At 66.4% G+C, this 20,130-nt stretch carries 19 protein-coding genes; 5 read left to right on the forward strand and 14 right to left on the reverse strand.

Going from position 1 to position 20,130, the window contains the following annotated elements; genetic code table 11:
• Positions 1–22: 22 nt before the first annotated feature.
• Positions 23–1,651, reverse strand: coding sequence for a benzoylformate decarboxylase (mdlC, locus tag LV28_RS47195; RefSeq protein ID WP_023598067.1), 1,629 nt, complete (start codon positions 1,649–1,651; stop codon positions 23–25).
• Between the two features lie 149 nt (positions 1,652–1,800).
• On the opposite strand from mdlC, the gene LV28_RS47200 reads away from it, so the two are divergent.
• Positions 1,801–2,706, forward strand: a complete 906-nt coding sequence (locus tag LV28_RS47200; RefSeq protein ID WP_023872805.1) for a LysR family transcriptional regulator — start codon at positions 1,801–1,803, stop codon at positions 2,704–2,706.
• 43 nt (positions 2,707–2,749) lie between these two features.
• On the opposite strand, the gene LV28_RS47205 is transcribed toward LV28_RS47200, so the two are convergent.
• Positions 2,750–3,448: a Dph6-related ATP pyrophosphatase gene (locus LV28_RS47205; RefSeq protein WP_023598069.1), complete on the reverse strand. Its 699-nt coding sequence runs from the start codon at positions 3,446–3,448 to the stop codon at positions 2,750–2,752.
• Positions 3,449–3,565: 117 nt separating this feature from the next.
• The gene (gene argB / locus LV28_RS47210) at positions 3,566–4,471 is read right to left on the reverse strand and encodes an acetylglutamate kinase (protein WP_038619466.1); all 906 of its coding nucleotides are present in this window, start codon (positions 4,469–4,471) and stop codon (positions 3,566–3,568) included.
• 570 nt (positions 4,472–5,041) lie between these two features.
• Here argB and LV28_RS48955 point away from each other — a divergent pair.
• Entirely contained in the window at positions 5,042–5,185 is a 144-nt protein-coding gene (locus LV28_RS48955) for a hypothetical protein (protein WP_155252873.1), read from the forward strand.
• A 136-nt stretch (positions 5,186–5,321) separates the two neighbouring features.
• Here LV28_RS48955 and LV28_RS47215 read toward each other — a convergent pair whose 3' ends face one another.
• Positions 5,322–5,828: a copper chaperone PCu(A)C gene (locus tag LV28_RS47215; RefSeq protein WP_023598072.1), complete on the reverse strand. Its 507-nt coding sequence runs from the start codon at positions 5,826–5,828 to the stop codon at positions 5,322–5,324.
• A 246-nt stretch (positions 5,829–6,074) separates the two neighbouring features.
• On the opposite strand from LV28_RS47215, the gene LV28_RS47220 reads away from it, so the two are divergent.
• Positions 6,075–7,343 carry an ATP-binding protein gene (locus tag LV28_RS47220; protein ID WP_023598073.1) on the forward strand — a complete coding sequence of 423 codons (1,269 nt, stop codon included), beginning with the start codon at positions 6,075–6,077 and terminating at the stop codon, positions 7,341–7,343.
• On the forward strand, positions 7,340–7,882 hold the full coding sequence (locus LV28_RS47225; protein WP_023598074.1) for a response regulator transcription factor: 543 nt from the start codon (positions 7,340–7,342) through the stop codon (positions 7,880–7,882). The genes LV28_RS47220 and LV28_RS47225 overlap by 4 nt, the downstream gene beginning before the upstream one ends.
• A gap of 177 nt (positions 7,883–8,059) precedes the next feature.
• Here LV28_RS47225 and hslU read toward each other — a convergent pair whose 3' ends face one another.
• The 7 genes from hslU to LV28_RS47260 all read right to left on the reverse strand — a co-directional run bounded on the left by hslU (position 8,060) and on the right by LV28_RS47260 (position 15,993).
• Positions 8,060–9,418 (reverse strand): ATP-dependent protease ATPase subunit HslU, encoded by a 1,359-nt coding sequence (gene hslU, locus LV28_RS47230; protein ID WP_023598075.1) that lies wholly within the window; start codon positions 9,416–9,418, stop codon positions 8,060–8,062.
• Between the two features lie 123 nt (positions 9,419–9,541).
• Complete coding sequence (hslV, locus tag LV28_RS47235; protein ID WP_023598076.1) at positions 9,542–10,093, reverse strand: ATP-dependent protease subunit HslV; 552 nt, start codon at positions 10,091–10,093, stop codon at positions 9,542–9,544.
• A 292-nt stretch (positions 10,094–10,385) separates the two neighbouring features.
• Positions 10,386–12,563 carry a TonB-dependent receptor gene (locus LV28_RS47240; RefSeq protein WP_081326976.1) on the reverse strand — a complete coding sequence of 726 codons (2,178 nt, stop codon included), beginning with the start codon at positions 12,561–12,563 and terminating at the stop codon, positions 10,386–10,388.
• Between the two features lie 185 nt (positions 12,564–12,748).
• A complete protein-coding gene (locus LV28_RS47245) occupies positions 12,749–13,282 on the reverse strand; it encodes a hypothetical protein (RefSeq protein ID WP_038619463.1) in 534 nt (177 codons plus the stop codon).
• A 230-nt stretch (positions 13,283–13,512) separates the two neighbouring features.
• Entirely contained in the window at positions 13,513–13,932 is a 420-nt protein-coding gene (dksA, locus tag LV28_RS47250; RefSeq protein ID WP_023598079.1) for an RNA polymerase-binding protein DksA, read from the reverse strand.
• A gap of 389 nt (positions 13,933–14,321) precedes the next feature.
• Positions 14,322–15,407, reverse strand: coding sequence for a CobW family GTP-binding protein (locus LV28_RS47255; RefSeq protein ID WP_023598080.1), 1,086 nt, complete (start codon positions 15,405–15,407; stop codon positions 14,322–14,324).
• A gap of 91 nt (positions 15,408–15,498) precedes the next feature.
• Positions 15,499–15,993 carry a Fur family transcriptional regulator gene (locus tag LV28_RS47260; RefSeq protein ID WP_023598081.1) on the reverse strand — a complete coding sequence of 165 codons (495 nt, stop codon included), beginning with the start codon at positions 15,991–15,993 and terminating at the stop codon, positions 15,499–15,501.
• Positions 15,994–16,139: 146 nt separating this feature from the next.
• On the opposite strand from LV28_RS47260, the gene LV28_RS47265 reads away from it, so the two are divergent.
• Positions 16,140–17,015 carry an EamA family transporter gene (locus tag LV28_RS47265; protein WP_023598082.1) on the forward strand — a complete coding sequence of 292 codons (876 nt, stop codon included), beginning with the start codon at positions 16,140–16,142 and terminating at the stop codon, positions 17,013–17,015.
• Between the two features lie 29 nt (positions 17,016–17,044).
• Here LV28_RS47265 and LV28_RS47270 read toward each other — a convergent pair whose 3' ends face one another.
• The 3 genes from LV28_RS47270 to LV28_RS47280 form a co-directional block, all read right to left on the reverse strand.
• The gene (locus LV28_RS47270; RefSeq protein WP_023872802.1) at positions 17,045–18,259 is read right to left on the reverse strand and encodes a class I SAM-dependent rRNA methyltransferase; all 1,215 of its coding nucleotides are present in this window, start codon (positions 18,257–18,259) and stop codon (positions 17,045–17,047) included.
• Positions 18,260–18,437: 178 nt separating this feature from the next.
• The gene (xerC, locus tag LV28_RS47275; RefSeq protein ID WP_023598084.1) at positions 18,438–19,445 is read right to left on the reverse strand and encodes a tyrosine recombinase XerC; all 1,008 of its coding nucleotides are present in this window, start codon (positions 19,443–19,445) and stop codon (positions 18,438–18,440) included.
• The gene (locus LV28_RS47280) at positions 19,445–20,113 is read right to left on the reverse strand and encodes a DUF484 family protein (RefSeq protein ID WP_023598085.1); all 669 of its coding nucleotides are present in this window, start codon (positions 20,111–20,113) and stop codon (positions 19,445–19,447) included. The genes xerC and LV28_RS47280 overlap by 1 nt, the downstream gene beginning before the upstream one ends.
• Positions 20,114–20,130 lie beyond the last annotated feature (17 nt).

The following is a 20,130-nucleotide window of genomic DNA, read 5'->3' on the forward strand; positions in this document are numbered from 1 at the left end:
GCGCATGGCGCGGTGCCGTGCATCATGCCACCACGATTTCGATCAGGCGGGTCTCGCCACTGGCCAGCGCCCGCGACAGAACGTCGCGCAACGCCTCCCCCCGTTCGACGCGCTCGGCACCGACCCCCATGCCCTCGGCCAGACGCACGAAATCGAGATCGGGCAGATCGGTGCCCTGCACCGGGTCTGTCGGGCCGAAGCCGAACGACGGTGCGAAATCCTGCAAGGCCGCGTAACGGCGATTGTTAAGGATAACGAATGTTATCGGCAGCTTCGCCTGCGCCGCGCTCCACAAGCCCTGGATCGAGTACATGGCCGATCCGTCGCCAATGAGGCCGATCACGCGCCGCGCCGGATTGGCCATCGCCACACCGACCGCGGCAGGCATCGAATAGCCGAGACCGCCGCTGTTCATGGTGTAGAACGTGCCCGGCCGAGTGAACGGCAGGTACTGCTGCATTACCGGACGCGCACTCGGTGCCTCTTCCACCACGATGTCGCTTGGGTCGCGCACCTGCGCGAGCGTTTGCAGCGCGAAGGCCGTCGACATCGGTTGGCCGGGCGCATTGGGCGTTGCCTCCGGCGGCAAGGCGCGCGCCGGAGGCAGGGCGCGCTCGCCCGGCACGGCACGCGCAAGCAACGCTTCGACGCCCAGGCGCACGTTGCCCACGACGGAGGCGCCAACCGGCGTCCAGGCGGCCACGCCCGGGTCTTCGATCAGCTGGAACAACGACGCGCCCTCGGGCACGTGCGGTCCCTCGCCCTCCACGTGATAGGTGAATGCCGGCGCCCCGATCACGAGAATCAGATCGTGCCCACCCAGCAGGCCGACGATCTTCTCGCGCATCGGCGGCAGGAAGCCCGCGAAGAGGCGATGATCCTCGGGGAAAGCGCAACGCGCGCACATCGGCGCGGTGAACACCCGGGCGTGGTGCCGCTCGGCCAGCGCGACGACCGCGTCGAAGGCGCCCGCGCGATCGATCGACGAACCGACGACGAATGCCGGGCGCTCGCATGTGTCGAGCGCCGACGCCAACTGCACGAGCGCCGCCGGATCCGGCTGCACGCGTGTGCTCACCTGGCGCGGCGGCAGCGGCTGGGCCGCACGATCCCAGTCGTCCACCGGAATCGACACAAAGACCGGCCCTCTGGGCTCCTGCATGGCGACGTGATATGCGCGCGCAAGCGCCAGCGGCACGTCCTCGGCGCGCGCCGGCTCCAGGCTGAGCTTGACGTAGGGCTGCGGCAGCTCCGTGGCACGCACGGACGCGAGGAACGGATCGAACGGCAGAATGGCACGCGCCTGCTGCCCTGCGGTCACGATCAGCGGTGTCTGATTCTTGTAGGCGGTGAAAATGTTGCCCATCGCGTTACCGACGCCCGCCGCCGAATGCAGGTTGATGAACGCGGCATTGCCGCTCGCTTGCGCGTAGCCGTCGGCCATGCCGACGACGACCGCCTCCTGCAAACCCAGCACGTATTCGAAGTCGGGCGGAAAATCGCGGAACAGCGGCAACTCGGTCGAGCCGGGATTGGCAAAGACCTTGGTCATGCCGTGACGGCGCATCAGGTCGATCACGACTTCGCGAACGGTGAGGGTCTGCGGCGCACCGGTCGGCTGACCGGCGCGGACTTCTCGGCTGTCTTTCATGAAGGCTCCCATGGCGATGGGCTGAGTATAGGCAGCCGATATATGCACAGGAATTGCTTTTGCGTGCCAAAGTCATTACGCTTTTGCATGACTTCGGCGCGCGCCATGCCGGCACCGCCGCCCCTCTCCTCGCGGGACCAGCGTCCTCCATGAGCCTCAATCTCCAACAACTGCGCGCCTTCACGACCATCGTGGCCACCGGAAGTCTCGGGCGCGCCGCCGCGGAACTGCATCTCACGCAGCCCGCGCTCAGTCGCACGATCAAGCGTCTGGAGACCGACCTGGGCGCGCCGCTGTTCGAGCGTCACAGCAAGGGCATGGAACTCACGGCGTTCGGGCATGCGCTGTTGCCGCATGCGATGCTGCTCGAGCGAGAGGCGGAGCATGCGCGAGAAGAGATCGATGCCTTGCGCGGGCTAGCCAGGGGCACGATCAAGGTCGGCGCAGTCGGTGCCATCGCGAGCCACGTCCTGCCGCTCGCCGTCGATCAAGTGCTCAACCGCTGGCCAAATCTGCGCGTGGAAATCATCGAGGGCGTCTGGGACCGGCTCGCACAGGGGCTCATGCGTCACGAAATCGATCTGGCGCTCTCGACCGTCGCCCCGGACACCGACGACATCGTCGCCATCACCGATTGCCATTGGGAGGACGAGAGTTTCGTGGTGGCCCGCTGCGACCATCCGCTGCGCCGGCGCAAGCCCCTCACACTGGCGGACACGCTCGGCGAGCGCTGGGCGATTCCGCCGCGCGGCACCGCGCCATACGCGCACATGCAGGGGGTATTTGCCGCGCACGGACTCGGACTGCCGAACATCGTGGTGGAGACACGTTCCGTGCCGGTGCTCAAGAGCATGGTCGCGCGCTGCGGCTTCCTGACCTGGATGCCGGAGCCAATGTATGACGTCGAGGCACAGGCGAAGGTGATGGACACGCTACCGATCGAGACGGTGCGCGCCACACGCACGCTCACGGCCTTTCGCCGACGGCAGGGCATTCTGCCCAGCCCCGCCGCCAAGCTGCTCGACGAACTCCGCCGGCTCACGTCGCCGGAATGACGACGGCCGTCGCGTGGGGAAACCGATGTGCGGTCCCGGCGATTCAATCCCCGGCGGCCACGATGTGCGCACGATGATAGGGCGTGCCGCCGTATTCCTTAGGAGCATGAATTGTTTCGACGCGTTCGATGCGCCAGGGAACCGGCCGAGCAAAGCGCGGACCGTCATAGGCGAACGTGTGAAATTCGCCGTTTTCCCCGCAGGCATCCACCGTCGGCGGCAGATCGGCCAGCAGCGACGTGTCGTACTCGCGGCCCACGAACTCAGGCCCCAGATGCCGCCCGTCCACGCAAACGAGGACCGCCCGGTACCCCAGCGCGATGAACTCGTGCGCGAGAGACAGGCGCTCGCGCTGCCACAGCGGCAACACCGCTGTCATGTCTGCCGCCGCACACACCTTCTCCTCCCAGACGCGATGCGCCTGAAGATCGATGTCGCCGAACAGGCCATGCGTGATGCCCTGCGCGCGCATGGCGTGCAAACGCGCGATGAACGTCGCTTCGTAATCGCGCCAGCCCGCATGTCCGATGTCGAGCGCGATGCCCAGGGCGTCGGCCTGGGCCTGCATCAGATCGCGCGGCAGACCATGCGAGCGCGAGCTGTCGCCCGACTCGTCGAACATCGCCAGCAGACGTCGCACCTCGAAGTGCGGCTCGCCACTCGCATTGCATGAAAGCGCGTGGTGCAGGGCAAGGCAGGAATCCTTGCCGCCGCTCCACGAGAAAAAGGCCAATGAGGTCATGGGGTCCCGCACTACCGTCAGAATGGATGCCACCAATGCAAAGCGGACCCCACGGGGTCCGCTTCTCGACTCGCTGCGGGGCCGGCCGACATCGGCATGGCCCGCACCGCATCAGGCTCAGTGCGAGCGGATCATCGTGCCGAACGGCTGCTCGGTCAGAATCTCAAGCAGCACCGAATGTTCGATACGGCCGTCGACGATGTGCACCGACTTCACGCCGCTCTTTGCCGCATCGAGCGCCGACGAGATCTTCGGCAGCATGCCGCCCGAGATCGTGCCGTCCGCGAACAGATCGTCGATTTCGCGCGCCGACAGATCGGTCAGCAGGTTGCCGTCCTTGTCCATCACGCCCGGAATGTTGGTCATCATCACGAGCTTTTCGGCGCCGAGCACCGTCGCCAGCTTGCCGGCCACGAGGTCGGCATTGATGTTGTAGGCCTGACCGTCCACGCCCACGCCGATCGGCGAGATCACGGGAATGAAGGCATCGTCCTGCAACGCGCGCACCACGGCCGGGTTGATCGAGTCGACTTCGCCGACAAAGCCGATGTCGATGAACTGACCGGCGTTCTCGCGATCGGGCAGCATCATCTTGCGGGCGTTGATGAGACCACCGTCCTTGCCGGTGAGACCGACCGCCTGGCCGCCGTACTCGTTGATCAGCATGACGATGTCCTGCTGGACTTCGCCGCCGAGCACCCATTCGACCACTTCCATCGTCTCTTCATCGGTCACGCGCATGCCCTGGATGAACGTGCCCTGCTTGCCGATCTTCTTGAGCGCCTGATCGATCTGCGGGCCGCCGCCATGCACCACCACCGGGTTGATGCCCACGAGCTTGAGCAGAATGACGTCGCGCGCGAAGCCCCGCTTCAGTCGCTCTTCGGTCATGGCATTGCCGCCGTATTTGATCACCACGGTCTTGCCGTGATACTTGCGGATGTACGGCATCGCCTCGGCCAGGATTTCGGCCTTGAGTGCGGGAGCGATGTCGTCGATGGAAGACAGTTGCTGATCGGACATGGCAGGAAAGTGCTTTCGCAAATAGAGCAGGTGGACCGGTAAACACGGCGCATTGTACAGCCAAGAAGCCCGGCCGTGCGGGGCTCCGATGGGATTCGGAAGGGGCTGCCGCTTGCGTCGGCAAGCTCGCGTGACTACCCTTTGTCACGTACCGTGCGGCATCCGCGAAAGCGGCGATTTTCGCCCCGTGAGCGGCACACCGCGACGGGTGCGTATCACCCCTTTCACTTGTTAACGGACGCCCGTCAGTGCCCGAAATTTCCCCTGTCGTCTTCTCTTGCCCGAATTGCGCCGCGCGTGCGGCCGAGCGCGGCGGGGCCAAGGACGCGCGTGCAGTGTTGCAGTTGCGCAACTCGTCACGCCCCGCAGGCGCGCGGCGGCTTCGCGCCCGGCCGGGCGCCTCTCTCATCGCATGGAAATCGGGGCCCTCGTCGGCGCCACGAGAGGATGCGGATGCATAGCGCGGCCCCCTCATCGCGCTGCCCGAAGTGTGGTGTCGAGGTCGCCTGTGGGGCAGCGGCATTCGAGGCTTCCGAAGCAGCCCCCGGCGCGGCGGTGCGCTGCTGGTGCATGGACTGGCCTCGCCTGCCGGCTTCCGCACGGCTGGGCGCCAACGCCTGCTTATGCCCCGCCTGCCTTCGTGCGGCGCTGCGGGAAGCCGGTGTGGCCGGTCTGGCGGGCAGCGCCATCGACGCCGCCGACGCCACCGACTGAGCGCTGTTGCCGCCCCTGCACCACCGGCGGCCGAGCGCCGCCCAGGCCGGGTCGTCCCCCCGATCGGGTTCCGGCGATGCCGCGAAACATCAGCTTTTGCCGGGTACCCAGGGATTTGTTGGCCATGGCCGCGCGATTACTGGCTGTGCGCGCCATGCGCCATGCCGGCCATACCCGCCATGCCGCCGCCGTTCGGTGGGCCCGCGGTCAGGTCGCGTACCGTCACCTGGACCTGCTGTTCGGACGTCTTGTGGTCGGCCGTCTCGAAGCGCAACGTCACCGGTACGGTGTCGCCCTTCTTGAGCGGCGCCTTCAGGTCGTTGAGCATGATGTGGTAGCTACCGGGCTTGAGTTGCACAGGCTGATTGGGCGGCAGCGGCAGGCCGTCTTTGAGCGCCCGCATTTTCATGAGCGTGCCTTCGAGCTTCATCTCGTGCACCTCCGCATTGGCGGCCGCCGGCGTGCTGACGCCGACGAGCGTGGTCGCCCGATGCGCTTGCAACGTCATGAACAGCCCCGTGGCGCTCTGGCCGGGAACGGTGCCGCGCACCCACGCGTCCGAGACGTCCACCGACGCCGTCTGGGCGAACGCCGAGGCCATGCCGAGGCTCAGGGCGGCAGCCGCCCATAGCTTGTGCTTCATGCAAACTCCTTTTCGTGATCCCTGGACCGGACGGAGACCCGTCGTCGTTGGCGATGTGCCGCCAGTTCGCACGGCGCGACACCGTGTCGCGAAAGCCGTGGCGAACCATTGTAGTCGCGCGCCGAAGCATGCGCATGGTGGCCGCATTATGTCTGGCATTACGCGGTACACGCGCCCGTGCGGCAGAGTGTCGCAGCGGTCGGTGCGGCAACAGGGGCGGACACGCGGACTTGGTACACTTCCTGTATGACTCATTTTCCCATCGAGCGAACCAACGTCGTGCAGCTCTTCTGGCTGCGTTGCCTGGCCATCGTCGGCCAGCTCGCGACCATCGGCGTGGCGCAACTCTGGCTCGGCGTACGTCTGCCGCTCGAGCCGATGCTCACGATCATCGCGCTCGAAGTCCTGTTCAACGTGCTCACGTGGGTGCGCGCGCGGCGCGGCGTCGAGCGCGCCAAGCGCCGCACCGATCTCGACCTGATGAGCCAGTTGCTCGTCGACCTGGCCGCGCTGACCGCCCTGCTGTTCTTCTCGGGCGGGGCAACCAACCCGTTCGTGTCGCTCTTCCTGCCGGGGCTCGCCATCGCGGCGGCCGTGCTGCCGTGGCGCAATGCGTCGCAACTGGCACTGCTCTCGCTGGTCGCCTACGGCGCGCTGAATTTCCAGTACGTGCCGCTCGATCTGGCGGACCCCGGCAATCTGCTGCGCCTGCATCTGGCCGGCATGTGGGTCAACTTCGTGGTGAGCGTGCTCGTGATCGCCTGGTTCGTGTCGCGCATGTCGCGAGCCCTGCGCGCACGCGACGCCCAACTCGCGCGCGCCGAGCAACGCCTGCTGCGCGACGAGCGCATGGCGGCCCTCGGTGCGCAGGCCGCGAGTGTCGCCCACGAGCTGGGCACGCCGCTCTCGACGATGGCCGTGGTCGTCGGCGAGTTGCGCAGCGAGAGCCGCGGCAACGACGCCTTGAAGCCGTTCGAACCCGATCTTCAGACCCTCGAGCAACAGATCGCGCTGTGCAAGAGCGCCATCGGCCACGTGCAAACGCGGGCGGCGGCGCCGGTGCGTCAGGCCATGGCCGAGTGGTTGCCCGCGTTCACCACCCAGTGGCGCCTGCGACACCCGCAGGTTCAGTTCCAGCTGCACGTGCCGTCCAACCTGACGGCGCGCATCGAAGACACGGTGCAGGTCGGGCAGATCCTGACGATCCTGCTCGACAACGCCGCCTACTTCAGCCCGTCATCGGTCGCGCTCGACGTGTCGGTCACCGCCGAAGATGTGCGCTTCACCGTTTGCGACGAAGGTCCCGGCATGAGCGCCGACCTGCGAGCGCGCCTGGGCAATTCGCCGGTCATGAGCACGCACGGCGGGCACGGCATGGGGCTGTATCTCGCCTTCGCCAGCGCGCAGCGCCTCGGCGGCGACATCACCCTTACCCCCAACACGCCGCAAGGCACGCGCGCCGAGCTGCGCCTGCCGATGGCCACCTTCTTCTTCGGCTCGCGGAGTCAGACATGAACGCCTCCCACTTCCTCCTTATCGACGACGACGTGGTCTTCGCCGAGACGCTCGCCCGTGCGCTCACGCGCCGCGGCTACGACGTGCAGATCGCCGCCGACAGCGCCGCCGCCCTGCTCGCGGCACGCACGCGTCAGTTCGATCTGATCTCGGTCGACCTGCATCTGGGGCATGACTCGGGGCTGCCGCTCATCGCGCCGCTGCGCGCCTTGCAACCCAAGGCCCGCATGCTGGTTCTCACCGGCTACGCGAGCATTGCGACCGCCGTGCAGGCCGTCAAGGACGGCGCGGACAACTACCTCGCCAAGCCCGCCAACGCCGACACGATTCTCGCCTCGCTGCGCAGCGACGCCAGCGAAGCGCAGGCCGACGAAGCCATCGAGAACCCGTCGCCGCTGTCGGTGGCTCGCCTCGAGTGGGAACACATCCAGCGCGTGCTCGCCGAGCACCACGGCAACATCTCCGCCACGGCGCGCGCCCTGAACATGCATCGGCGTACATTGCAACGCAAGCTGCTCAAGCGGCCGGTCAAACAGTAACGTTCGCCGTCAGCGGGCGCGCGATTCCGACATCGACGCGCCGCTCCCTGTCCACATCACACGCCTGGCACGCATCGCGCCCATCGCCAGCGACGGCGACGGCGACGGCCATGAAAAAACCCCAAAGGCCGGAGGTCACTCCAACCTTTGGGGTTCGGCGTATGCCGGCGACGCCGGTTACAGCACGTAGCGCGACAGGTCCTCGTTCTGCGCCACTTCCTCGAGGAAGCGGTTGACGTACTCGGCGTTGATCGTCACTACCTCGTTCGCCTGCTTGCCGGCGGTGTACGAAATGTCTTCAAGCAGCTTCTCGATGACGGTGTACAGACGCCGCGCGCCGATGTTCTCCGTCTTCTCGTTGACCGAGAACGCGATCTCGGCGAGACGCTTGATGCCGTCCGGCGCGAACTCGAGCGTCACGTCTTCCGTGGCGAGCAAGGCCTGATACTGCTTGACGAGGCTTGCGTCCGTCTGCGTGAGAATGGCTTCGAAGTCCTCGACCGACAGTGATTCGAGCTCCACGCGAATCGGGAAGCGCCCCTGCAGTTCCGGAATCAGATCGCTCGGCTTGGCCAGATGGAACGCCCCGCTCGCGATGAACAGGATGTGGTCCGTCTTGATCATGCCGAACTTCGTGCTCACGGTCGTGCCTTCGACCAGAGGCAGCAGGTCGCGCTGCACCCCCTGACGCGACACGTCGCCGCCGCCCACTTCGCTGCGCGTGGCGATCTTGTCGATTTCGTCGAGGAACACAATGCCGTTCTGCTCGACGTTGCGCAGGGCCAGTTGCTTGACCTCTTCGTCGTTGAGCATCTTCGACGCTTCCTCGTCGGTCAGGATCTTGAGCGCGTCCTTGATCTTGAGCTTCTGACGCTTTTTCTTCTGGTTGCCCAGATTCGCGAACATGCCCTTGATCTGCTCGGTCATCTCTTCCATGCCGGGCGGGCCCATGATTTCCATGCCCTGCGCCGGAATCTCGACTTCGAGCTCGATTTCCTTGTCGTCGAGCGCACCTTCGCGCAGACGCTTGCGGAACGTCTGGCGCGTGGCGTTATCCTCGCCGCTCGGCTCGGTGTCGTGCGCGGCCGAACCGAAGCGAATGTCGCGCGACGACTCGCGCCCCGTCGGCAGCAGCAGATCGAGAATGCGGTCCTCGGCGCGATCCTCGGCCTTGGTGCGCACCTTCTTCATTTCGGCTTCGCGCGTTTGCTTGATCGCGATTTCCGCCAGATCGCGCACGATGCTGTCCACGTCGCGGCCCACGTAGCCGACTTCGGTGAACTTGGTCGCCTCGACCTTGATGAACGGTGCGTCCGCCAGCTTGGCCAGACGACGGGCGATCTCGGTCTTGCCGACACCGGTCGGGCCGATCATGAGAATGTTCTTCGGCGTGATTTCCTGGCGCAGGGGCTCGGCCACCTGCTGACGGCGCCAGCGGTTGCGCAACGCCACCGCGACAGCCTTCTTGGCCTTGTGCTGGCCGATGATGTGTTTGTCGAGTTCGGAAACGATCTCGGAGGGGGTCATATGGGTCATGACGTTCGCCAGATTAGGGGTTCGCTCAGAAGGTGACGCGCGGCCGGCCGACAGTCGTTGTGCCGTCGACCGGCCAATCGCGCCGCAGGAGTCCACCTGCTGCGGCGCGCGCGTCGTCCGTCGTTACTTCGCTGCCTTCGGCGGCAGCGATTCGATGATGTGATTGCCGTTGGTGTAGATGCACATTTCACCCGCGATCGTCAGCGCTTTCTTGACGATCTCGGCGGGCGTGAGCTCCGTGTTCTCGACCAGCGCGCGGGCCGCGGCCTGCGCGTACGAGCCGCCCGAACCGATCGCCGCCACACCGCCCTCGGGATCGAGCACGTCGCCGTTGCCGGTGATGACCAGCGTGGTCTCGGCGTCGGCGACGATCATCATGGCTTCGAGTCGGCGCAGCATACGGTCGGTGCGCCAGTCCTTGGCGAGTTCCACCGCCGAGCGCGTCAGGTGCCCCTGGTGTTTCTGCAGCTTCGCTTCGAAGCGGTCGAGCAGCGAGAATGCGTCAGCCGTCGCGCCGGCGAAACCGACCATGACCTTGCCGTCGTAAATCGTGCGCACCTTGCGCGCCGTGCCCTTCATCACGATATTGCCGAGCGTGACCTGTCCGTCGCCGCCAAGCGCGACCTGATCGCCGCGTCGAACGGAGACGATGGTGGTGCCGTGATATTGCTCCATGCCTGTTCCTTTTCGAGGGGCGACACGCGCCCCGTAACGATTGGCCCGGACGACCGGCGCGTCTCACGACCGTGACGACGCACCCGGACCGGGCGAGACGTCACTGTAGTTTAGGGCAATCGAACGAATATCAAGAGGCGTCGACGGCGAAGCGCGAGCCTCGCTGCCGGGCGCCTGCCGACACCGCGCAGCGCGGCATGGATCGGGAAATTCGCGCGGCGTTACACCGCGCGAATTGATGGAGGTGAAGCGAATTCTCGGAATTTGCTTCGTTTTTGCGGCAGGTTTCCACTCAGAATGTGGTGCGCAGCCCCACCCGCACCGCGCGACCGCCCTGCGGCGCAATGTCGCGCAGCACCGAACTCGCCAGACGCACTTCCTGGTTGGTCAGGTTTTCGCCCTTGAGGTAGGCCAGCCACTGCGCACCGCCCGCCTTGAACTGGTACGTGAGCGACGCGCCGAGCGTGGTGTAGCCGCTCGTCGTGAGGTCGTTGGCCGGCACACGGCCCTGCGCGCTCGCGTGCACCACTTCGAGCCGGGCGCCCCAACGCCCCAACCCGTACACAATCGCTCCCGTCAGACGCAACGGCGCGATGCGCGGCAGAGGTTCGCCCGTATCGCGATTGCGGCCCACGGTGTAGTCGCCGCGCAGTTCGACGTCGAGGTTGCCATGGCCCTGCCAGACACGCGCCCGGCCTTCGGCTTCCACACCATAGAGGTCGGCGGGCACGCCAGCATATTGGTAGACGGGAATCGTGTCGTCGTCGAGCGCCTGCGTGCGGCCGGTATTGTTCAGCGCAATGAAGTTCGAGAAGCGGCTGTAGAAGACGCCCACGCTGCCCTTGTTCGGGCCGTTTGCGTAGCGCAGCGAGACGTCTGTCGACACAGCCTTTTCCAATGACGCCTGCGGGCTGCCGATCTCCCACACGCCGGTCGCCAGATGCGGACCGTTGGCATAGAGCTCGTAAAAGGTGGGCGCACGCTCCGTGTAGGACGTGTTCACCGCCAACGACCATGCCGATGCGAGGCCGAACACGGCGCCGGCGGATACGCTGCCCGGCGTGAAATTGCGCGACGGCAGGTTGTCGAAGCGGGCGTTGCCCCCGGCGGTCGGTTTCACGCTCGAATGCTCGACGCGTGCGCCGAACGAAAGCTTCACCGCCGGATCGACGGCCCACTCCTCGAGCGCGAAGAGCGCCACGGTATTCGTATCGCTCTTCGGCACGAAGGCCTCCTCCCCGAGCGCCGAGAAGGTGTTCTGCGAAAACTGCACGCCGACGGCACCCTCCACCGGCCCGATCTTCGCGTGACGCGCTTCGATGCGTCCCTCGTAGCCATGGTTCTTGAACGTCGTGCCCGTCTCGCCGTTTTCGATTTCCTTGTGCTCGTAGTCGGTGTAACCGAAGTCGAACTTGAACGCCGTGAACGGACCGCTCAGATTGCGCACCTCGCTTGCCAGCGCCACGCGCTGCTGACGCAGGCGAATGCGCGTGTCTTCCTCGGCAACGGTGCCGTAGTCGGAGTCGTAACCGGAGTACGACAGCCCGGCGTAGCCGTCGGCCCACGTCCACGACGCCCCGGCAGCCGCCCCGCTGACCTGCCCGTCGCTGTTGGGCAGCGTGCCGGACGCTTGCGGTGCCTCCTCGCCGTCGAGTGCGCGACGCTGTGTCGAGTGGGCGAAGCCGGGAATGCGCAGGTCGGCGCTCTTGCGCGCGAAGCCGTCGACATGGAAGGCGAACTGGCCGTTGCCGAATTCGAGTTGCGCAGCGCCCGCGCGCTCGCGGTTGGCCCCGCCGTAGCTGAAGTCCGTTGCACCGGAAATCCCTGTGAGCGACTCGCGAGGAATTCGGTTGTCGATGGTGTTGACCACACCACCGACCGCATTGCCTCCGTAAAGCAGCGCGGCGGGGCCGCGCACGATTTCGACGCGCTCGATCGACAGCGGATCCTGCGCCACGGCATGGTCGTAGGACAGCGACGAGGCATCGAGCGAGGCGGTGCCGTTTTGCAGCACGCGAATGCGATCGCCGTCGAGGCCGCGGATGATCGGACGGCTGACGTTCGGGCCGTAGGATGTGGCCGAGATGCCCGGCAGGCCGTCCAGTGTCTCGCCGAGCGTGCCGGCGCGACGCAGCGCCAGCGATTTGCCGTCGAGCTCGGTCACCGGCACGGTCAGCTCCGCGGCCGCGCGCCCGAGCGGGTTCCCGGTCACGAAAGTGGCGGGCAGTACGGCTTCCGGTACGGCGCTCGGCGCGGGCGTGGCATCGGCGGCGCGGGTGGACGGGCTCGCCAGCGCGAGCGCACCGACGCTCAGCGCGGCGGCCAGCGGTAGCGGCTTCACCCGACGGCGTGCGCGGCGCGCGGGCGGGTGGCCGGCAACGAAAGGAACGGCCAGGGAAACGGCCGTGAAGGCAGAGGCGAGCGAAGACACCGCGGAGGCTTCCGCGGCGTTGGAAACTAGGTTGGCCATGTCGGTCTGTTTTCTTCGAGTTGGGTCGGGACGCTGTCGTGCGGCGTCCGAATACCCCGTGAATCGACGCGAACGAACGCCTGCCCCGCGCAGATCGCGCGGTCGCACGCCTGCCTCGCGGCTCCGGAGGCCACGACGGTCAGTCGGGAAGTCGGCAGGGATTCGCGCGGAACGTGCGCGTGAAATCAGACTGCGGCCGGCGGCGCGCGGGAATCGAATGGTCGTTGTGACGCACTGACGTGCCGCCGGCCAGTGGTGCGGGTCGGCACCGTCGCATCGGCGCCCGCGTGCTTCCACACGAGTATCGCGACGGCGAAGGCCACGGCGAGCGTGGCGCCCTCGAACAGATGGCAATGATGTTGGTGGCCGCCCAAGCCAATCCGGCTGGCGTACGAGGATTGCTCCGGCAGGATCGCCGCATCGTCGTCATCGTCGTCGGCAGCGATGGCCGCCACGGTGTCCGGCGCGCCAGGCGGCACATCGGCGCCCGGCACGGCGCGTTGGGTGAGCGCACGAGACGTCGCCTGGGCTGCCGCCCCGGAGCGGTGCGCGACGACCTGCGTCAGCCCCCGCGCATGCACGATCTCGTGTTGCAGCCCCCAAATCTGCACGCAAACCAGCGCAACGATGAGCCACGCCGTCCAGCCGCCGCAGGCACGGCCGCGCGCCGCGCGAAGACAAGCGCGCCGGCGTCGGGAGGCGGGATCGATGGACAGCATGGGAGGATGAATTTGCAACTGAGTTGCAATTTTGCCATAAAGTGGGACGTCCCGGGAGGCTTACTGCGCGTTGCACGCAAGCCACAGTCGCGGGCGGGCCGACGGCTGGTCGGCGGCGATGGCGAAATAAAAAAGGCATGTCGTGCAGACATGCCTTTGGCAAACCGAGGGGTCCGACGACCTTGCGGCTGCCGCCACCGCGCGGCATCGGACCGGATTGCGCGTGCGGATCAGTCGCCGAACAGCTTCTGGCGCAGTTCGCGGCGCTCCTGCGCTTCGAGCGACAGCGTGGCCGTCGGACGGGCAAGCAGACGCGGCACGCCGATCGGCTCGCCGGTTTCCTCGCACCAGCCGTATTCGCCGGACTCGATGCGGGCGAGCGACTGCTGGACCTTCTTCAGCAGCTTGCGTTCGCGATCGCGGGTGCGAAGCTCCAGAGCGTGCTCTTCCTCGATCGTGGCGCGATCGGCGGGATCCGGCACGACGACGGTTTCGCGAAGGTTTTCGGTCGTCTGACCGGCGTTGCGCAGAATTTCAGCTTGCAGATTTTCCAGACGATCCTTGAAGAAGGCGAGTTGTTCTTCATTCATGTAGTCCTTCTCGCCCATCTTCAGAATTTCGGCCTCGGTCAAAAGTCTTTTCTTGCTCATGGGTTTTTGTGGCGTCTCTTTCGGATAGTCCGGCGACGCCCCTGCAGCGGGTGGGACGTCTTGCTTACCGGCGATGCCGCGGGCGGCTTCTTGGGTTACGTTCCTGCCGGACGATTTGGGCGCCCCCTTTTTGGCGGCGGCCTTTTCGCCCGTCTTCGAATTGCCTGCTGGAGCACGCTTGGCGCCCGCGTCCGGCGCCGGTTCTGACCGGCGCGTGGGGCGTGCGGTGGCAGTCTTGCGAGAGGCGGTGGCCATGGCGGTGCTCCCCTGCCTACCCTCCGGAATGCCGCGTCAACTCGCTGGCGGCAGCCCAGTGGGCAGGTATTGTAACCGAATCGTTCGACGGCCCCGGTTAAGGGGTTTCCCGTTGCACGGCTCGGCAGTCCCGTTCAGACCAGACAGCGCTCCAGCCCTTGCAGGATGATGTCTTTCGGCAGCTCGGCACCAATGAACACCATCTTGGTGTTCGGCGTCTCACCGGGTTGCCATTTCGCGCCCACGTCGCTGCCCATCATCTGGTGCACGCCCTGGAACACGACCCGGCGGTCGATGCCACGCATGTTTAATACGCCTTTATAACGCAATAAGCGTTCGCCGTACACCTGCAGGATGCTCCCGAGGAAATCCTCGAGCTTGGCCGGATCGAATGCCTTGTCGCTACGGAACACGAACGACTTGATGGCGTCGTCGTGGTGGGCGTGGTGATGGTGGTGGTGCCCGTGGTCGTGCCCTTCGTGGGCGCACTGGCCATGATCGTGATCGCAATTCGCGTGATCGTGGTCATGGTCATGGTCGTGGTGATCGTGGTCGTGCGAATGCTCGTCGGCTGCGAGGAATTCGGGATCGATGTCGAGCTTGTCGTTCAGGTTGAAGCCGTGGATATCGAAGATTTCCTTGAGGTCGGCCTGCCCGAAATCGACCACCTGCTGCGGCGCCCGCGGGTTCATGTGCGCGAGGCGGTGCTTCAGGTCGTCGAGCGCCTCGGGCGTGACCAGATCGGCCTTGGTGATGAACAACCGGTCGGCGAAGCCGACCTGACGCTGCACCACTTCGTGCTGGTCGAGTTGCTGCTGGCCGTGCTTGGCGTCGACCAGCGTGATGATCGCGTCGAGCCGGTAGGTGTCGGCCACCTCGTCGTCGATGAAGAACGTCTGGGCCACCGGGCCCGGGTTGGCCAATCCCGTGGTCTCGATCACAACCCGGTCGAACTGGATCGTGCCGGCGTCGCGCTGGCTGTTCAGGTCCGACAGCGCCTGCACCAGGTCGCCCCGGATCGTGCAGCAGATGCAGCCGTTGCTCATTTGCACGATTTGCTCGGCGTTGTCCTGCACGAGGATGTCATTGTCGATGTTCTCTTCGCCGAACTCATTTTCGATGACGGCGATCTTCATGCCGTGCGCTTCGGTCAGGATGCGCTTGAGCAGCGTGGTTTTCCCACTGCCGAGAAAACCGGTCAGGATGGTGACGGGGGTCATGAATGCAATGTCCTGTTGTGAAGCGGCGTACCCGGTGCCGCCGGAATGTCACTTACTGTACCCGAGGTGACGAAAAGCGGCATGGGACGCGTCAGTTGGGGGCGCCCGCGCACTGCGCGCAGGTGCCGTGAATCAGCAGCTCGACCTGTTCGCCCACGAACCCCCTGGGCAGGCGCTTGAGTTCGCGCTCACTCAATTGGGGATGCTGGGGCCAATCGTCAAGGCAGAAAGTGCGATGGCAGCGTACACAGCGGAAATGACCGTGCTGCGTATGCGGCCGGGGCGAAGCCCCGCGCTGGGGGTCGACGTGCTCCGCCATGACGAAGCGGAAAATGCGGTCGTCGCCGGCCTGCTTGATGGCCCAGCCCTGCGCGACCAGCCAGTCGAGCACGCGATAGGCCGTCACGCGGTCGAGCGGATCGGCGTCGGTCGCCAGGTCGGCCAGCACTTCCTGATGGGTGAGCGGGCGGCCTGCCTTGAGCAGCAGCGCCAGCACACGTACACGCCCCGAAGTCACGCGGCCCGATTGCTCCTGCAAGCTCGCGCGGGCGGCTTCCAGATACGGTTGTAGTTGAGTAAGGCTCATGAATCGATTTAAGCACACCCCCATGAGCGCTGCAACCGAGTTGCAAAAACTGTCGATGCCGGGGCAGTCGCGAGGAAAAAGGCGCCAACTTGACCGAAAGCGGGTGCGCGACGCGTCATACAATTGACACAAAAATACCCGCCACCATGTCGCCCACCGCTCTCGCCCTCGTCGTCACCGCCGCATTCCTGCACGCCACCTGGAATTTCCTCGCCAAGCGCATCGACACGCGTGAAGGAGGTGGCCCGCAGCTCGTCTTCATGTACGCGCTGTCCACGGTCGTGCTCTATACGCCGCTCGCCCTGTATTTCCTGATCGGCTCGCATGCCGACTGGCCGAACGCACTCGGCTGGGGCGTCATCGCGCTGAGCGCCTTTCTGCACTACGGCTACACGCTGGTGCTCCAGCGAGGTTACCGGGTGGGCGACCTGTCAGTGGTGTATCCGCTTGCGCGCGGCACCGGCCCGCTGCTGTCGTCGCTGGGGGCCATCGTGCTGCTCGGGGAGCGTCCGGGCTGGCTCGCGCTGAGCGGCATCGCCCTGGTGGTGGGCGGCGTGCTGATCATTGCGGGCGGCGAGCGCCTGTTCCGGCGCGGCAGCATGCACGCGGGCGCCGGCTGGGGCGTGCTGACGGGCGGTTTCATCGCGGCCTACACGCTCGCCGACGCCTACGCCATGCGCTCCCTGCTGCTGGCTCCGCTCGTCTATTACTACCTGGAAAACGTGCTGCGCGTCGCGCTCTCCGCGCCGGCGGCCTGCGCGCGGCCGGCCCGCATGGTCATGCTATGGCGGGCGAACTGGCGCAAGATCGTGCTGATCTCCCTGATCTCGCCCATGTCGTACTTTCTGATCCTCACGGCGCTGAAGTACGCCCCGGTCTCGCACGTGGCCCCGGCCCGGGAGATGTCGATGATGATCGCCGCGCTGCTCGGGGTGCGCGTGCTGCGAGAGGGCGAAGTGCACCGCCGTATCGGCGGCGCCGTCCTCATTGCGCTCGGTGTGGTGGCGCTGACGCTCGGCTGACGACCCACCATCGACCACGAAGTGATTGCTTACATGCGCTGCAACCAAAGCCCCTTGAGGTATTCACCTTCGGGAAACTGGGTCAGCATCGGGTGATCCATGCCGGCTGAGAGACGGCGCAGAATGCGCGCGTCGACACCGGCATCGACGGCCGCGCCGGCCACGATCTTCTGGAACAGGTCGGCGTCGATGGCGCCCGAGCATGAGTACGTGAGCAACTGGCCGCCCTGGCGCAGCAGCCTGAAGCCGGCCATGTTGATGTCCTTGTACGCGCGTGCGGCACGCTCCACGTGATGCGCCGACGGCGCGAATTTGGGCGGATCGAGCACGATCATGTCGAACGTGCGGCCCTCGTCGCGCAACGCGCGCAACGTCTTGAACACATCGGCATCGCGCCACTCGGCGCGAGCGGCGTCGAAGCCGTTGAGTTCGACGTTGCGCGCGCCGATCGCCAGCGCTTCGCCCGACGAATCGATCGACAGCACGCTTTGGGCGCCGCCGGCCAGCGCCGCCAGCGAAAACCCGCCCGTGTAGCAGAAGCAGTTCAGTACGTCGCGGCCCCTGGCCTGTTGCTGCACGAGCAGACGGTTGTCGCGCTGGTCGACGTAGAAGCCGGTCTTGTGGCCGTTGCGCACGTCGACGTAATACTTCACGCCGCACTCGTGGGTGGTGAGCAGGTCAGGCGCCTGCGGCGGCTCGGCGCCGGCCAGCACGCCGGTGAGGCTCGGCAGGCCTTCGCGCTCGCGCACGGCGGCGTCGGAGCGCTCATAGACATTGGGGCAGCCGGTTGCGCCGACGAGGGCGTTCACGATGGCGTCCTTCCAGGCTTCCACGCCCGCGGCCATGAACTGGCACACGAGCTGATCGGACACCGGAGCGCCGGGCGCCGATTGGTAGCGGTCGACGATCAGTCCGGGGAGCCCGTCGGCCTCGCCGAAGATCAGGCGCGTGGCGCCCGTGTCGCGCACCATCTGCTGCCGATAGGCGAGCGCGGCACTCACACGACGCTTGAAGAATGCGTGGTCGACCGGCTCGCCCTCGTCGAACGTCCACACGCGGGCGCGAATGGCCGAGACCGGACTGAAGGCGGCGCGGGCGAGGAAGCGGCCGTCCGCCGCGCGCACCACGACCGTTGCGCCGGAAGTCGGCTTGCCGTCCACGCGCGCCACGGCGGTGGCGTAAATCCAGGGGTGACGGCGCAGCAAGGACTTTTCTTTGCCGGGCTTGAGGGTCAAGGTATTCATGCGGGACGGACCAACGGTTGCATTCGGAGTGGCGGCAAGTCGCGGGGCATGGCTGGGCGGTCTCGCGCGCGTGAATCGACCAACGGAACGATGCCGACGCGCACGACGCGGGTCACCTGCCGGACTTGCTGGGGAAGGACGCGATTCTACACCGAGTCGCGCCGTCGGCCGGAAAGCCTCAGGGCTTCTTGCGCGAGCGCGGATGCGCCTGATCGTAGACCTTGGCGAGATGCTGGAAGTCGAGCTTCGTGTAGATCTGTGTCGTGGAAATGTTGCTGTGGCCGAGCATTTCCTGCACTGCGCGCAGATCGCCCGAGGACTGCAACACATGCGTGGCGAACGAGTGGCGCAGCATGTGCGGATGCACGTGCGTGGGCAGTCCGGCCGCCTGCGCGTGATGCGCGAGCCCCTGCTGCACCGCGCGCGACCCGATGCGTTTGCCGCGTGCCGACAGGAACAGCGCATGCGGCTCGGCGGTGGCAAGCGGTGCACGCTTGTCGAGCCACTGGGCCAGCGCCTGCGCGGCTTTCTCGCCCACGGGCACCCGTCGACGCTTGTTCCCCTTGCCGGTGACAACCACTTCGCGCTCCGGCAGGTCGAGCCAACTGATCGAGCGGTATCCATCGGCGTCGACGTAGCGATGGTCCAGGCTCGTGAGCTCGGAGAGCCGCAGCCCCGACGAATACAGCAATTCGAACATCGCGCGGTTGCGCACGGCCTCGGCCGACGTGCCGGATTCGAACTCGACGAGCGCCGAAGCCTGATCGGGTGAGAGCGCCTTGGGCAAGGGCTTGGGCTGCTTCGGCGCACGCACGCCTTCGACGGGATTGGCCACGAGCGCGGTGCGCTGCGCGAGCCATGCGAAGTATCCGCGCCACGCCGAGAGCTTGCGTGCGATGGAGCGGCCGACGAGGCCCTCGCCGTGCAGTTGCATCACGAACCGGCGAATATCGCCGTGCTGCAGTGACTCGAGCGCACGTCCGCCCGCCAGACGCTGCAACTGACGCAGGTCGCGCGTGTAGTTTTCCAGGGTGAGGCCGGCGAGCTTGCGCTCGCTGGCCAGCGAGGTGAGATAGGCGCGAATGCCGGGTTCCAGCGGTGGCGTGTTGCCGTCGGGTCCACCGTCGCCGGCGCCGGCCGGCGTGCGGGCTTTCGCCTTGCCGGACGCGGCCTGCCGGGCTGACATCAGTCGTGCGCGCGCAGCTTGCCCAGCGCCGCGCCGGCCAGCTCGCCGATCTGCGTCAGGAAGTCGGTCGCCATGCCCTCGTGGAAACGGCGCGCGTCTTCCGAGCCCATCACGAGCAGGCCGAAGACCGGCCCGTCGGTGACCTGCGGATCGCGAAGCGCAAGCAGCGCCACCGACGCGGGATCGCTCGGCGCGCCGAGCCACGTCACGGCTTCGAAACCGGTGTTCGCACCGCAATACGGCGTGACCAGGCTCGACGCGAAGATCTTCACTTCCTCGCTCACGCTGCGGGCGAAATCGGCCGGCTGATAAGGCGCAGCCACGCTCCACAGACGCACGGCGGCGTACGGTACGTTGAAGACGTCGCGCAGGCCGCGGGCAATCGCCTCGGGCAACGCATGCGGATCACGCTCGCCGAGAAGGCCGAGCGTCCAGCGGTGCAGCTTGGCCGAGATGTCGTCGTTCTCGTGGCCGTAGCGCATCAGTTCGGCGAGGCGCCGCTCGATCTGCTTGGTCTTCTCGCGCTGCATCTCGATCTGGCGCTCCTGCAGCGACACCGCGCGCTGGCCGTGCGGGCTGGTGAGCCGCACGCCGGCTAGCAATTCGGCATGGCGCTCGAAGAAGTCGGGATGCGCAATCAGGTATTCCGCAATATCTCGGTCGTTCATGAGTGTCCGTCTGCTGT

Origin of the sequence: Pandoraea pnomenusa (genome assembly GCF_000767615.3) — a bacterium.
GTDB classification, from domain to species: Bacteria; Pseudomonadota; Gammaproteobacteria; order Burkholderiales; family Burkholderiaceae; genus Pandoraea; species Pandoraea pnomenusa.

Bases quoted from the DNA above. Each gene is read 5' to 3' on its own strand.
- LV28_RS47280 (WP_023598085.1), bottom strand. From the start codon at position 20,113: ATGAACGACCGAGATATTGCGGAATACCTGATTGCGCATCCCGACTTC.
- mdlC (WP_023598067.1), bottom strand. From the start codon at position 1,651: ATGAAAGACAGCCGAGAAGTCCGCGCCGGTCAGCCGACCGGTGCGCCG.
- LV28_RS47265 (WP_023598082.1), top strand. From the start codon at position 16,140: ATGTCGCCCACCGCTCTCGCCCTCGTCGTCACCGCCGCATTCCTGCAC.
- argB (WP_038619466.1), bottom strand. From the start codon at position 4,471: ATGTCCGATCAGCAACTGTCTTCCATCGACGACATCGCTCCCGCACTC.
- LV28_RS48955 (WP_155252873.1), top strand. From the start codon at position 5,042: ATGGACTGGCCTCGCCTGCCGGCTTCCGCACGGCTGGGCGCCAACGCC.
- xerC (WP_023598084.1), bottom strand. From the start codon at position 19,445: ATGTCAGCCCGGCAGGCCGCGTCCGGCAAGGCGAAAGCCCGCACGCCG.
- LV28_RS47225 (WP_023598074.1), top strand. From the start codon at position 7,340: ATGAACGCCTCCCACTTCCTCCTTATCGACGACGACGTGGTCTTCGCC.
- LV28_RS47240 (WP_081326976.1), bottom strand. From the start codon at position 12,563: ATGGCCAACCTAGTTTCCAACGCCGCGGAAGCCTCCGCGGTGTCTTCG.
- LV28_RS47220 (WP_023598073.1), top strand. From the start codon at position 6,075: ATGACTCATTTTCCCATCGAGCGAACCAACGTCGTGCAGCTCTTCTGG.
- hslV (WP_023598076.1), bottom strand. From the start codon at position 10,093: ATGGAGCAATATCACGGCACCACCATCGTCTCCGTTCGACGCGGCGAT.
- LV28_RS47215 (WP_023598072.1), bottom strand. From the start codon at position 5,828: ATGAAGCACAAGCTATGGGCGGCTGCCGCCCTGAGCCTCGGCATGGCC.
- LV28_RS47270 (WP_023872802.1), bottom strand. From the start codon at position 18,259: ATGAATACCTTGACCCTCAAGCCCGGCAAAGAAAAGTCCTTGCTGCGC.
- LV28_RS47260 (WP_023598081.1), bottom strand. From the start codon at position 15,993: ATGAGCCTTACTCAACTACAACCGTATCTGGAAGCCGCCCGCGCGAGC.
- hslU (WP_023598075.1), bottom strand. From the start codon at position 9,418: ATGACCCATATGACCCCCTCCGAGATCGTTTCCGAACTCGACAAACAC.
- LV28_RS47205 (WP_023598069.1), bottom strand. From the start codon at position 3,448: ATGACCTCATTGGCCTTTTTCTCGTGGAGCGGCGGCAAGGATTCCTGC.
- LV28_RS47245 (WP_038619463.1), bottom strand. From the start codon at position 13,282: ATGCTGTCCATCGATCCCGCCTCCCGACGCCGGCGCGCTTGTCTTCGC.
- LV28_RS47200 (WP_023872805.1), top strand. From the start codon at position 1,801: ATGAGCCTCAATCTCCAACAACTGCGCGCCTTCACGACCATCGTGGCC.
- LV28_RS47255 (WP_023598080.1), bottom strand. From the start codon at position 15,407: ATGACCCCCGTCACCATCCTGACCGGTTTTCTCGGCAGTGGGAAAACC.
- dksA (WP_023598079.1), bottom strand. From the start codon at position 13,932: ATGAGCAAGAAAAGACTTTTGACCGAGGCCGAAATTCTGAAGATGGGC.